Source organism: Pseudomonadota bacterium (assembly GCA_041395565.1).
GTDB lineage: Bacteria > Pseudomonadota > Gammaproteobacteria > UBA9214 > UBA9214 > UBA9214.
In genome coordinates, this window is the sequence record JAWLAI010000008.1 from 71,045 (window position 1) to 83,999 (window position 12,955).

The following is a 12,955-nucleotide window of genomic DNA, read 5'->3' on the forward strand; positions in this document are numbered from 1 at the left end:
TTCGGTCGGGAGACAACGCGCAACGGCGTTGCCGGCTAGCGGCGCAGTCCCAGGTTCTCGATCAGATCCTGGTAGCGCTTGCTGTCCTTGCGCTTGAGGTAGTCAAGCAGCTTGCGGCGCTTGTTGACCATGCGCAGCAGACCCTGACGGGAATGATGGTCACCCTTGTGCTTGGTGAAGTGATCGGTCAGATCGGTGATGTTCGCGGTCAGCAGGGCGACCTGCACTTCCGGCGACCCGGTATCGGCCGCACCGCGCTGATGCGCCTTGACGATCTGTTCCTTTTTCTCGGCACTCAAAGCCATGGATAGAACTCCGTGAAATTACAATAATTTCTGCAAAATTGAGCAAGCTGCGTATTCTAACTGCCCACAGGGTCCGCCACAAGCCATCCCGAGGTGGTAGAACGGCGCGGATCGCACCGCCGGACGGGGCCGGGACGGCCGCTCAACCGGCCATCAGGCGGCGCGGCGCGACGCGGCCGTCATCGAGGATCTCGCCCATGCCCATGAACTGCCGTTCCCCCTCGTAGAGCCGCACCCAGCCCCTGGGTGGGGCCTGGGGCACCTGGACCGGTTGCCCCTGGCGCAGGTAGAAGGCGGCGTCGCCGCTCAGGCGCACGCCCGGCCACTGGGCCAGGCCGCTTTCCACCGGCAGCAGGATGCGGTCCAGTGCGGCATAGCCCTCGGCAGCGAGCGCCTGCAGAGCCGCCAGCTCATACATGTCCGCGGCATCGAACGGTCCGACGCCGATCCGGCGCAGGGCCGTGACATGCGCGCCGCAGCCGAGTGCCGCACCGATATCCTCGACCAGCGTCCGCACGTAGGTGCCCTTGGAACAGTGCACGCTGATCTCGGCGGTAGCGTCGCGCCAGGACAACAGTTCGATGGCATGGATGGTAACGGTACGTGGCTCGCGCTCAACCTCGACCCCCTGGCGGGCCAGCTTGTAGAGTCGCTCGCCCTTGTGCTTGAGCGCCGAATACATGGGCGGCACCTGTTGGATATCACCCCGGAAACTGTCCAACGCAGAGCGGATGGCCGCCGCGCTGACACTATCGGTTGGCAGGCGCTCGACGACTTCGCCCTCGGCATCGCCGGTGGTGGTCCGCTCCCCGAAGCGGCAGAACACGTGATAGCGCTTGTCGGCATCCAGCAGAAATCCCGAAATCTTGGTTGCCTCGCCGAAACAGATCGGCAGCAGGCCGGTCGCCAGCGGGTCGAGGCTGCCGGTGTGTCCCGCCTTGCTGGCCTGGTAGAGCTGCTTGACCTGCTGCAGGGCGGCGTTGGACGTCAGTCCGGCCGGCTTGTCCAGCAACAGGATCCCGTTGACCTTGCGCAGGTTGCTGCGCTTGCGATGTCTGCCCATAGTTCCTCGCCGGGGCCCGGGCCCCCGCCCATTCTTAGCCTGCGCCGCCCGCAAACCGGCAGGCACCGTTAATCGTCCCCGCCCTGGTTACCCTTGTCGCTGGCGATGGCGCGGTTGATCAGTGCGCCGATCCGCGCCCCCTCCTCCAGCGAGCGGTCGAGGAAGAAATGCAGCTCGGGGATCACCCGCAGGTGCAGACTCTTGCCGAGCCGGTGGCGCAGGTATCCGGCCGCGTGGCGCAGCACGTCCAGCGAAGCCTTGACCTGTGCCTCGCTGCCCAGCACCGAGACATGGACCTTGGCATGCCCCAGGTCGCGCGAGACGTCCACGGCCGCGATACTGATCATGCCCAGCCGCGGGTCCTTCAACTCGCTCTGGATCAGGCCCGCCAGCTCGCGCTGGATCTGCTCGCCGACACGATAGGTTCTGGGAAAGTCTCTCGGCATGATGGTGAACCGGAGCAGCCCCGATGTTGCGTGGCAACCATCGTGACCGCCCCCTCCGCTAGGGATCCGTCCCCTGTCAGTTACAGCGTGCGGGCAACCTCGACACGTTCGAACACCTCGATCTGGTCGCCGGCCTTGACGCTGTAGTTCTTCACGCCGATGCCACATTCGGTACCGGCCTTGACCTCGCTGACGTCGTCCTTGAAACGGCGCAGCGATTCCAGCTCGCCCTCGAAGATCACCACGTTGTCGCGCAGCACGCGAATCGGCGCATTGCGCCGCACCACGCCATCGAGCACGATGCTGCCGGCGATGTCGCCCAGCTTGCGCGACTTGAACACCTCCTTGACCTCGGCCAGGCCGATGATGTCCTCGCGCACCTCCGGCGTCAGCATGCCGCTGGCAATCGCCTTGACGTCGTCGATTGCGTTGTAGATGACGCTGTAGTACTTCAGGTTGACCTTGTTTTCCTCGATCAGGCGCTTCGCCGAGGCATCCGCACGCACATTGAAGCCGATGATCATCGCGTTCGAGGCCAGCGCCAGGTTGACGTCGGTTTCGTTGATGCCCCCGACGCCGGCAGACACCACCTTGACCTTGACGTCTTCCGCCTCGGAAGTGATCGAGGTCAGCGCCTCGCTGAGCGCTTCCGCACTGCCCTGCACGTCGGCCTTGAGCACGATGTTCACGGTCGGGCGCTCGCCCTCGGCCACCGCCGAGAACACATCTTCCATGCGCGTCTGCTGCTGCTTGGCCAGGCGCTGGTCGCGCGAGCGGTTCTGGCGCTGCTGGGCCAGCTCGCGCGCCTTGCGCTCGTCGGCCACCACCATCACCTCGTCACCGGCGCCCGGCACGGCCGACAGACCCAGCACCAGCGCCGGGATGGACGGCCCGGCCTCGTCGATCTGGCGTCCGCTTTCGTCGAACATGGCGCGCACGCGGCCGTACTCGGTACCGGTCAGGATGAGGTCGCCCTTGCGCAGCACGCCGTTCTGGACCAGCACGGTCGCCACGGCACCACGGCCTTTGTCGAGACTGGACTCGACCACGATGCCCGTGGCCGGGCAGTCGCGCACAGCGGTGAGTTCCAGCACCTCGGCCTGCAGCAATACCGCATCGAGCAGGTCGTCGATGCCTGCGCCGGTCTTCGCCGATACCGGGATAAACATGGTGTCGCCGCCCCAGTCCTCCGGCACCACTTCCAGCGCGGCCATCTCGCTCTTGACGCGCTCGGGGTCGGCCCCCGGCTTGTCGATCTTGTTGACCGCGATGACCATGGGTACGCCGGCGGCCTTGGCATGCTGGACCGCCTCCTTGGTCTGCGGCTTGACCCCGTCGTCCGCCGCCACCACGAGGATGACCACGTCGGTCACGCTGGCGCCACGGGCACGCATCGCGGTAAACGCGGCATGGCCCGGGGTATCCAGGAAACTGATCATGCCCTTGTCGGTCTCGACGTGATAGGCGCCGATGTGCTGGGTGATGCCACCGGCCTCGCCTTCCGCGACGCGGGTACGACGGATGTAGTCGAGCAACGAGGTCTTGCCGTGATCGACGTGGCCCATGATGGTAACCACCGGCGGACGCGGCAGGCGCTCACCGCTGACTTCCTCGAGTTGCTGCTTGAGTTCCTGCTCCAGCGCGTCTTCCGATACGGGTTTGGCGATGTGGCCCATTTCCTCGACCACCAGCGTGGCCGTATCCTGGTCCAGCACCTGATTGATGGTCGCCATCACGCCCATTCTCATCAGGGTCTTGATGACCTCGGCGGACTTCACCGACATCTTGCGCGCCAGCTCCGATACCACGATGCTTTCCGGTATGCCGACCGCGTGCACGACCGCTGCCGTCGGCATCTCGAAACCGTGCTCACCGGTGGATTCGATGGTCACGCGCCGCGTTGGCTTGGCCTTCTTGCGGCGCCCGCCCTTGCCGGCCGTGACGTGCAGTTCCTTGCGCCCGTACTTGGTGCCGCGCTCCTCGGCGTCATCACGCATATAGCGACCGCGGCGCTCACCGCCCTCGCCGCCTTTCTTGTGGCGGCCGCCCTCCACGCTCTCGCCACCGCGCGTACGCGCCGTCTCCGTTGCCGCCTGCGACTGCTTGCGGGCCTCTTCAGCGGCCTGCTGCCGCGCCTCGCGTTCCGCCTGCAGCCGCCGTTCCTCGGCGGCCTTCTCCTCCTCCAGCTTGCGCCGCGCTTCCTCGCGCTGCTTGCGCTCGGCCTCGTCGCGCGCCTGGATTTCCGCCTGCTGCCGCGCCTGTTCCTCGGCCTCGCGATCGAGCCGCTCCTTCTCCTCTGCGACCAGGTCGGCGCGCTTGACGTAGGTGCGTTTCTTGCGCACCTCGACCGTGACGGTGCGCGCCTCGGGACGACTGGTGCGCAGCGTGCCGCGGCCGGCAGGGCCGCGCCCGGCCGGCACCGTCGCGCGCAGTTCGCTCTGCGTCTTGCGCTTGAGCGATATCTTGCTGGGACCGGCTGTCGACAAGGCCCCCCGCTTGCCGTGGCTCTTGCGCAGGAAATCCAGCAGCTGCGACTTCTCGGTATCCGAGATGGTTGCATTCTCGTCGTTGATATCGAGACCGGCCTCGCTCAGTTGCGACAGCAGCCGGTCAGTGGGAACACCGACCACTTCGGCGAATTGTTTTACCGTGACATTCGTCATGCCTGTCTAGCTCCTCGCTGCGTCATTCAGTCGCCTCGGCGGCGAACCAGGGGGCGCGCGCTGCCATGATCAGGGCGCCGGCCCGCTCCTCATCCATGCCATCGATGTCCATCAGTTCATCGATCGCCTTCTCGGCCAGATCCTCCATGGTCACCACACCGCGCCCGGCCAGCTCGAAGGCCAGCGCCGTATCCATGCCTTCCATGTTGAGGAGATCTTCGGCGGGCTGTGCATCGCTCAGCTTTTCTTCCTTCATGATCGCCTGGGTCAGCAATACGTCGCGGGCGCGGCCGCGCAGCTCGTTGACCATGTCCTCGTCGAATTCCTCGATGCCGAGCAGCTCGCTGTTGGGCACGTACACGATTTCCTCGATGGTGGAGAAGCCTTCCTGCACCAGGATGTCGGCGATCTCCTTGTCGACGTCGAGCTGTTCGACGAACATCTGCCGCAGGCGCTGCGCCTCGGCCTCGCTTTTCTCTTCCGCCTGTGCCTCGTCCATGACATTCAGCACCCAGCCGGTCAGCTGGCTCGCCAGGCGCACGTTCTGACCCGCCCGGCCGATGGCCTGCGACAGCTGGTCCTCGCTCACGGCGATATCCATGGTGTGGGTTTCCTCGTCGACCACGATCGACGCCACCTCGGCGGGCGACATGGCGTTGATCACGAACTGGGCCGGATTGTCGTCCCACAGGATGATGTCCACGCGCTCGCCGGACAATTCCGTGGACACGGTCTGCACGCGTGAGCCGCGCATGCCGACGCACGCACCGACCGGGTCGATGCGCGGATCGTTGCTCTTGACCGCGATCTTGGCGCGTAACCCCGGGTCACGGGCCGCGCCCAGGATATCGATCAGACCCTGCCCTACCTCGGGGACCTCCAGCTTGAACAGCTCGAGCAGGAACTGCGGCGCGACTCGGCTCACGAACAGCTGCGGTCCGCGTTGCTCGGCGCTGACCTCGCGCAGGTAGCCGCGCAGGCGGTCGCCGGGACGCACGGCCTCGCGCGGTATCATCTCTTCGCGCAGGATGATCGCCTCGGCATTGCTGCCCAGGTCCAGGTAGACGTTGCCGCGCTCGACGCGCTTGACGATGCCGGTCACCAGCTCGCCGACGCGGTGCTTGTAGGCATCGACCACCATGGCGCGTTCCGCCTCGCGCACTTTCTGCACGATGACCTGCTTGGCGGTCTGGGCGCCGATACGGCCGAACTCGACATTCTCCATCGGCTCCTCGATCCAGGAGCCGTGCTCCAGCGCCGGATCGATCTCCTTGGCGGCAGCCAGCGTGAACTGGCGCCCCGGCGCGTCGAACGCCAGCACATCCTCGTCGGCATCCGCGGCCTCGGCCAGCGTCTCGTCGATCACCTGCCAGCGGCGGAAGGTCTTGTATTCTCCGGTCTTGCGGTCGATTTCCACGCGCGCGTCGATATCCCCGGCGGCACGCTTGCGCGTCGCCGTCGCCAGTGCGCTCTCGATGGCCTCGAAGATCACCTCCTTGTCGATACCCTTTTCATTGGATACCGTCTCCACGACCATCAGGATCTCTTTACTGTCCATTAACAACCTCCGCTAGCGCGTCAGAATTCAGGGACCAGACGCGCCTGTTCGATCTGCTCATAAGCCAGGCGGACCTGCTCGCCATCCTGTTCAATCAACACCGTGTCATCCTCGAGGCCGAGCAGGCGGCCCTTGAACTTGCGCTGCCCGGCAACCGGAAACCGCATGCGTACGCGCACCTCGTGCCCGGCAAACCGCGTAAAGTCCTGCGGCCGGAACAGCAGGCGGTCCAGTCCCGGGGAGGACACCTCCAGCGTGTAGTGACCGGGTATCGGGTCCTCCACGTCGAGCACACCGCTCACCTGGTAGCTGACGCGCTGGCAGTCATCCGCGGTGATGCCGTCGTCGCTGTCGATGTACACCCGCAGCAGGCCGCCGCTCTTGCCGCCGCCACCGTGGTATTCCACGCCCACCAGTTCATAGCCCATCGAGCGGATGGCCGGCTCCAGCAGCGCGCCGATCTGTAGCGGGTCCTGCTTCATGCGTTCCTGCGCAAACAAAAAATGGGCCAAAGGCCCACTCCATGAACTCCAAAATTGTTCTGCCGGGATTATAGCAAAGATCCCGGACCCCAGCCCAAACCCGTCTCATGGAATCCTTTCCGGGCTGCGTCGACCCTACCGGGCCAAATAAAAATTGGTAGCGGGGGTAGGATTTGAACCTACGACCTTCGGGTTATGAGCCCGACGAGCTGCCAGACTGCTCCACCCCGCAGCAACGGCGATGAACTATAGCGACTGACCTGGGTGTTTTCAAGGGCCGGTATAAAAAATTCAATAGAAATCAGTATAAATCCGGGCGCGGCCCGCCGGACCGGGGCCCGGAAGACCGCTCCCGGCCGGATTGCCGCCTAGCGCCGGGGCACGTAGGCGAGATTCTTGTGCCAGAACTCGACGACGTAGTTGATGCGGGGGTGGATCTTCTCCCGATACTGGTTGAGATCACACAGGTGCACCCAGCGACACTCGATGATGCCCTCCTCCACCTGCGGCTTGACGTCATCGTTGTGGCCGTTGTAGTGCATCATGTACCAGTGGGTTTTCTTCAGATAGCGCTGCGAACCGTGGCTGGTGGTGTGCCAGGTCGGGACCAGCTTGCCGGTGATGACCAGTTTATCCTCCTTCAGACCGGTCTCCTCGTGCACCTCGCGCAGCGCCGCCTTCTCGTAGCCGTCCGCCTCGACCCGCCCCTTGGGCAGGTCCCACTTGCCGCGCTTGAAGATCATCAGGATGCAGTTGTCGTCGCTGCATACCAGTCCGCCGGCCGACTCGATCGGGGGCAGGCGCATCGTGGCCAGCAGGTTGTGCTTGTCAGCGGGATCGTTTGGCATCATGGCTTCCAGGTTCGGGTGGCCCGGCACGGCCGGGAAAGGTGGGCGGACACGCTATAGGTGCAGCAGGGGCCGGATACATTGTTCGTTAAAAAATGCATCCGGCCCCTGTTGCCGCTTATTCCTCACGCCAGCGCGCGGGTGCAGAGTGCGAGCAGTCCGCCGGGAAACAGCCCGAGGGCGAGCACGACCAGGCTGTTCAGGCTGAGGGCTATGCGCAGGTCGGCATTGGGCGCCAGCGGCGCGTCGCTCGCGGGGGTGTCGAAATACATCAGCTTGATGATACGGATGTAATAGAAGGCACCGATGATGGAGAAGAACACCGCCACCAGCGCCAGCCACAGCATGTCGATGTGGATCACCGAACGCAGCACGGCAAGTTTGGCGTAGAAGCCGACGGTGGGCGGTACGCCGGCCATGGAGAACATGAGGATGAGCATCATCAGCGCGAACCAGGGGCTGCGGTCGTTCAGCCCGCGGAAGTCGTCCAGGCGGTCGGCCTCGTATCCGGCCCGGCTCAGGAGGATGACGGCACCGAAACCGCCGATCGCCGTCAGCGCATAGGTGATAGCGTAGAACATCGCGGCGGAATAGCCCTCGGTGGTGCCGGCAAGGATGCCCAGCAGCAGGAAGCCGACGTGCGAGATCGTCGAGTAGGCCAGCATGCGTTTCAGGTTGGTCTGCGCGATGGCGACCACGTTGCCGATCGCCAGCGACAGTACGGACAGGATGGCCAGCATGCCCTGCCAGTCTGCGGTCAGCCCGCCGAGGGCTTCTGACAGCAGGCGCATGGCCATGGCAAAGGCCGCGATCTTGGGCGCACTGCCGATGAACAGGGTGACCGCCGTCGGCGCACCGTGGTAGACGTCGGGCACCCACATATGGAATGGCACGGCGCCAAACTTGAAGGCCAGCCCGACGACGATGAAGACCAGGCCGAACACCAGGATCACGCCCCGCTCCTGGCCGTCTCCGATCGCCAGGGCGATGCGACTGATATCAAGACTGCCGGTGGCGCCGTAGATCATCGACATGCCGTAGAGCAGCATGCCGGAGGCAAGCGCGCCGAGTACGAAATATTTCATGGCCGCCTCGGAGGCCGCGGCCGATTCACGGTCGAAGGCGACCATCGCATAAAGCGACAGCGACAGCAGTTCCAGGCCGAGGTAAACCGTCAGCAGGCTGTGAGCCGAGACCATCACCTGCATGCCCAGTACCGCGAACAGGCCCAGCACGTAAAATTCGCCGCGCAGCGGGCCCGCACCGGTCAGGTAGCTGCGGGCGTAGGCGAAGGCCCCGATGACAACCAGGAAGATGCTGGTCTTGAGCAGCGCCGCCAGCGGGTCCAGCACGAACATGCCGCCCAGCACCGGGGTGCGCACGGTGTCCAGCAGGCCGGCACAGAGCAGCGCCGCCACCACGAGTGTCAGCTGTGCCAGCACGTAGCTCAGTTGCGGGCGGCGCTGACCGAGAAACGCCTCCAGCACCAGGATGAGACTGGCCATGGTCAGCACGAAGACCTCGGGGCGAACAGCGCGAAATCGGTCAGCGGAATACGCATGGGGTCACCTCAGGGCGTCACGGTCTGCAGCAGCGCCACCCCGGTCTCCGCCGGGGGCAGCTTGCTCACGCTCAGATGCAGCAGCAGGTTGTCGACACTGGCGTGCATCACCTCCACCAGCGGCGCGGGCCACAGGCCGAACAGCAGCACGACCAGCGCCAGGCTGGCGAGGATGGCGAACTCGCGGCCGTTGACGTCCTGGAGCCGGCGCACGTCGTCGTTGGCGACATCGCCGAACACCACGCGTTTGACCATCCACAACGTGTAGGCGGCGCCCAGGATCAGCGTGGTCGCCGCCAGCACCGCGAACCAGAAATTTGCCTTGAAGCTGGCGAGTATCACCATGAACTCGCCGACGAAGCCGGAGGTGCCGGGCAGGCCCGAGTTGGCCATGGCAAACAGCACCATGAAGGCGGCGAATACCGGCATGGTGTTGACCACACCGCCATAGGCGCCGATCTCGCGGCTGTGCACGCGGTCATAGAGCACACCGACGCACAGGAACAGCGCACCGGAGATGAAGCCGTGCGAGATCATCTGCACCATGCCGCCCTCCATACCGAGCGCGGCGCCCTCGATGGACCCGCGGTTGTCGAGCAGCGTGAACACCAGGAAGATGCCGAGTGTGACGAAGCCCATGTGCGCGATGGACGAGTACGCGATCAGCTTCTTCATGTCGCTCTGGACCAGTGCGACGAAACCGATGTAAACCACGGCAACCAGCGACATCAGGATGATCAGCCAGTCGAGCGCATGGCTGGCATCCGGCGTGATCGGCAGGCTGAAGCGCAGGAAGCCGTAGCCGCCGATCTTGAGCATGATGGCGGCCAGGATGACCGAACCGCCGGTCGGGGCCTCGACGTGCGCATCCGGCAGCCAGGTATGCACCGGCCACATCGGGACCTTCACGGCGAAGGCCAGCAGGAAGGCGAGGAAGATCAAGATCTGTTCGTTCAGGGAGAGCGGCAGCAGGTGGAAATCCAGGATCCCGAAGCTGCCGGACTTGAGGTACATGTAGATCAGCGCGACCAGCATGAACACCGAACCGAGGAAGGTGTAGAGGAAGAACTTGATGGTCGCGTACACGCGCCGCGGCCCGCCCCAGACCCCGATGATCAGGAACATCGGAATCAGCATCGCCTCCCAGAACACGTAGAACAGCACCGCGTCGAGCGCCGCGAATACGCCGTTCATCAGTCCCTCCATGACGAGGAAGGCGGCCATATACTGCGCGGTCTTGTCACGGATCACCTGCCACCCGGCCAGCACCACCAGCACCGTGGTGAAGGTGGTCAGGATGATCAGCGGCATGGAGAAGCCGTCCACACCGAGGTGATAATTGGCATTGAAGGCTGCGATCCAGGGCACGCGTTCCTGGAACTGCATCGATGCCGTGCTGTTATCGAAGCCTAGGTAGAGCGGGATGCTCAGGATGAAGGTCAGCATGGACACGACCAGCGCCACCTCGCGATAGGCGCGATTGCCGAGCGCATCCATGATCAGCAGGGCGGCGCCGCCGGCGATCGGCAGCCAGATCAGCAGGCTGAGTATCGGGTAGTCGATCATGCCGCGCCTCCCGTGCTGCGGAACACGAACCAGAACAGCATCAGCAGGAGGCCGATGATCATGCTGAACGCATAGGTGTACAGATGCCCGGTCTGGATGCGGCGCACGATACCGGCAGTCCAGCCCACCAGGCGTGCGCTGCCGTTGACGAGCAGGCCGTCGATCAGCACCACGTCGCCGATACGCCAGAGCAGCTGCCCGACGCCACGCGCGCCGCCGGCGAACACCACTTCGTTCATGTCATCCATATAATACTTGTTGACCAGCACTTGATAGAGTCCGTTGAAGCGCTGGCGGATGTTGTCGGCGAGCTGCGGATTCTTCATGTAGACGTACCAGGCCGTGGCCACGCCGGCGATCGCCAGGTAGATGGCCGGCCCGCCGAAGGCGTGCAGCACGAACGCGACCGGGCCGTGGTAATGCGCCCCGATCTCTTCCAGCACAGCGTGGTGTGCGTCGACGTGGATGACGCCCTCGAACCAGCTGCCGAACACGACCGGGTCGATCAGGTAGCCGGCCAGTACCGAGGGAATCGCGAGCATGACCAGCGGCCCGGTCACGACCAGCGGGGTTTCGTGCAGGTGCTCGCGGGTGTGCTGGTCCATGCGCGGCTCGCCGTGGAACACCAGGAAATACATACGGAAGCTGTACAGCGCGGTGATGAACACCCCGGCCAGCACGGCCGCGTACACCAGCCCCGCGCCGGGCAGGTGCGAGTGATGCACCGCCTCGATTATGGTGTCCTTGGAATAGAAGCCGGAGAAGAATGGCGTGCCGATCAGGGCGAGCGAACCGACCAGCGAGGTGATCCAGGTGACCGGCATGTAGCGGCGCAGCCCGCCCATGTTGCGGATATCCTGGTCGTGATGCATGGCGATGATCACCGAGCCGGCGCCGAGGAACAGCAGGGCCTTGAAAAAGGCATGTGTCATGAGGTGGAAGATGCCGGCGGCATAGGCCGACGCCCCCAGTGCCACGGTCATGTAACCCAGCTGCGACAGCGTGGAATAGGCGACCACGCGCTTGATGTCGTTCTGCACGATACCCAGGAATCCCATGAACAGGGCGGTGATGGCGCCGATCACCATAACGACCACGAGCGCCGTCTCGGACAGTTCGAACAGCGGCGACATGCGCGCCACCATGAAGATGCCGGCGGTCACCATGGTGGCCGCGTGGATCAGTGCCGATATGGGGGTCGGGCCCTCCATGGAATCCGGCAGCCAAACGTGCAGCGGCACCTGCGCGGACTTGCCCATGGCACCGATGAACAGCAGGATGCAGATCACGGTCAGCAGCGACCAGTCCGTGCCCGGCAGAATCTGGATTTGGCTGCCCTGCTCGGCCGGCGCCGCGGCGAACACGGTGGCGTAGTCCAGGCTGTTGAAGGTCATGTAGATCGCGGCAATCCCGAGCAGGAAACCGAAGTCACCGACCCGGTTCACCAGGAAGGCCTTCAGGTTGGCGTAGATGGCGCTCGGCCTGGTATACCAGAAACCGATCAGGAGGTAGGACACCAGGCCGACCGCCTCCCAGCCGAAAAACAGCTGCAGGAAGTTGTTCGACATCACCAGCATCAGCATGGAAAAGGTAAACAGCGCGATGTAGCTGAAAAAGCGCTGGTATCCCGGATCTTCGTGCATGTAACCGATGGTGTAGATGTGCACCATCAATGACACGAAGGTGACCACCGCCATCATCAGGGCCGTGAGTTTGTCGATCAGGAAACCGACCTCGAAGCGTATGCCCTCGGTCACCAGCCAGGTGTAGACCGTCCCGTTCCAGGGTTCGGCCCCGCCGAACGCGAACTGCCAGAGCACCACCAGCGAGAGCACGCAGGAAGTCGCCACACCGAGAATGGTCACGGTATGTGCCCCGGCGCGCCCGATGTAGCGTCCGAGCAGACCCGCGAGGATGGCGCCGATCAGCGGTGCCAGCGGGATGGCGAGGTAGATCATTTTGCTGATGCCGTTCATGCCATTACCCCTGCAGCGTATCCAGATCCTGGACGTTGATGGTGCGGCGGTTGCGGAACAGCACGACCAGGATCGCCAGGCCGATGGCGGCCTCGGCGGCGGCCACTGTCAGGATGAAGAACACGAATACCTGCCCCGCCGTGTCGCCCAGGAAGTACGAGAAGGCGACGAAATTCAGGTTCACCGACAGCAGCATGAGCTCGATCGCCATCAGCAGGATGATGACGTTCTTGCGATTGAGAAAGATGCCCGCGATGCTCAGCGCGAACAGCACCGCCGCCAGGATCAGGTAATCGGATAAGGCAATCATCGTCAGGTCATCAAATATTCAAGTTTCGATTTAATACGCCACAGAGGCCACAGTGCTCACAGGGGAAAATGGTTCCTTACGGTTCCCGGCCAATCCGCGTGCCGCGGATTGACGAAACCTCCTGATCTACCTGCGTTGATATTCTCTGTGTCCGCTCTGCCCTCTGAGGCAAAAAAT

The 12,955-nt window shown here is 64.1% G+C and carries 10 protein-coding genes, 1 tRNA gene and 1 pseudogene; all 12 read right to left on the reverse strand.

Features of this window, described 5'->3' with window-relative positions:
• Positions 1-35 precede the first annotated feature (35 nt).
• Entirely contained in the window at positions 36-305 is a 270-nt protein-coding gene (gene rpsO / locus R3F42_13735) for a 30S ribosomal protein S15 (GenBank protein ID MEZ5543084.1), read from the reverse strand.
• Positions 306-447: 142 nt separating this feature from the next.
• Positions 448-1,368: a tRNA pseudouridine(55) synthase TruB gene (truB, locus tag R3F42_13740; GenBank protein MEZ5543085.1), complete on the reverse strand. Its 921-nt coding sequence runs from the start codon at positions 1,366-1,368 to the stop codon at positions 448-450.
• A 68-nt stretch (positions 1,369-1,436) separates the two neighbouring features.
• Positions 1,437-1,814, reverse strand: coding sequence for a 30S ribosome-binding factor RbfA (gene rbfA / locus R3F42_13745; protein MEZ5543086.1), 378 nt, complete (start codon positions 1,812-1,814; stop codon positions 1,437-1,439).
• Between the two features lie 80 nt (positions 1,815-1,894).
• Complete coding sequence (gene infB / locus R3F42_13750; protein MEZ5543087.1) at positions 1,895-4,477, reverse strand: translation initiation factor IF-2; 2,583 nt, start codon at positions 4,475-4,477, stop codon at positions 1,895-1,897.
• 22 nt (positions 4,478-4,499) lie between these two features.
• On the reverse strand, positions 4,500-6,035 hold the full coding sequence (nusA, locus tag R3F42_13755; GenBank protein ID MEZ5543088.1) for a transcription termination factor NusA: 1,536 nt from the start codon (positions 6,033-6,035) through the stop codon (positions 4,500-4,502).
• A gap of 20 nt (positions 6,036-6,055) precedes the next feature.
• Positions 6,056-6,517: a ribosome maturation factor RimP gene (gene rimP, locus R3F42_13760; protein MEZ5543089.1), complete on the reverse strand. Its 462-nt coding sequence runs from the start codon at positions 6,515-6,517 to the stop codon at positions 6,056-6,058.
• A 155-nt stretch (positions 6,518-6,672) separates the two neighbouring features.
• Positions 6,673-6,749, reverse strand: a tRNA-Met gene (locus R3F42_13765).
• Positions 6,750-6,885: 136 nt separating this feature from the next.
• Complete coding sequence (locus tag R3F42_13770) at positions 6,886-7,365, reverse strand: NUDIX domain-containing protein (GenBank protein MEZ5543090.1); 480 nt, start codon at positions 7,363-7,365, stop codon at positions 6,886-6,888.
• A 125-nt stretch (positions 7,366-7,490) separates the two neighbouring features.
• A pseudogene (nuoN, locus tag R3F42_13775) lies at positions 7,491-8,897 on the reverse strand (NADH-quinone oxidoreductase subunit NuoN).
• A gap of 38 nt (positions 8,898-8,935) precedes the next feature.
• Positions 8,936-10,492 (reverse strand): NADH-quinone oxidoreductase subunit M, encoded by a 1,557-nt coding sequence (locus R3F42_13780; protein ID MEZ5543091.1) that lies wholly within the window; start codon positions 10,490-10,492, stop codon positions 8,936-8,938.
• Positions 10,489-12,468 (reverse strand): NADH-quinone oxidoreductase subunit L, encoded by a 1,980-nt coding sequence (gene nuoL, locus R3F42_13785; GenBank protein ID MEZ5543092.1) that lies wholly within the window; start codon positions 12,466-12,468, stop codon positions 10,489-10,491. The genes R3F42_13780 and nuoL overlap by 4 nt, the downstream gene beginning before the upstream one ends.
• A gap of 4 nt (positions 12,469-12,472) precedes the next feature.
• Positions 12,473-12,778, reverse strand: coding sequence for an NADH-quinone oxidoreductase subunit NuoK (nuoK, locus tag R3F42_13790; protein ID MEZ5543093.1), 306 nt, complete (start codon positions 12,776-12,778; stop codon positions 12,473-12,475).
• Positions 12,779-12,955 lie beyond the last annotated feature (177 nt).

Excerpts from the sequence above, each read along its gene's own strand:
- rpsO (MEZ5543084.1), bottom strand. The coding sequence starts at position 305 with ATGGCTTTGAGTGCCGAGAAAAAGGAACAGATCGTCAAGGCGCATCAG.
- truB (MEZ5543085.1), bottom strand. The coding sequence starts at position 1,368 with ATGGGCAGACATCGCAAGCGCAGCAACCTGCGCAAGGTCAACGGGATC.
- rbfA (MEZ5543086.1), bottom strand. The coding sequence starts at position 1,814 with ATGCCGAGAGACTTTCCCAGAACCTATCGTGTCGGCGAGCAGATCCAG.
- infB (MEZ5543087.1), bottom strand. The coding sequence starts at position 4,477 with ATGACGAATGTCACGGTAAAACAATTCGCCGAAGTGGTCGGTGTTCCC.
- nusA (MEZ5543088.1), bottom strand. The coding sequence starts at position 6,035 with ATGGACAGTAAAGAGATCCTGATGGTCGTGGAGACGGTATCCAATGAA.
- rimP (MEZ5543089.1), bottom strand. The coding sequence starts at position 6,517 with ATGAAGCAGGACCCGCTACAGATCGGCGCGCTGCTGGAGCCGGCCATC.
- R3F42_13770 (MEZ5543090.1), bottom strand. The coding sequence starts at position 7,365 with ATGCCAAACGATCCCGCTGACAAGCACAACCTGCTGGCCACGATGCGC.
- R3F42_13780 (MEZ5543091.1), bottom strand. The coding sequence starts at position 10,492 with ATGATCGACTACCCGATACTCAGCCTGCTGATCTGGCTGCCGATCGCC.
- nuoL (MEZ5543092.1), bottom strand. The coding sequence starts at position 12,468 with ATGAACGGCATCAGCAAAATGATCTACCTCGCCATCCCGCTGGCACCG.
- nuoK (MEZ5543093.1), bottom strand. The coding sequence starts at position 12,778 with ATGATTGCCTTATCCGATTACCTGATCCTGGCGGCGGTGCTGTTCGCG.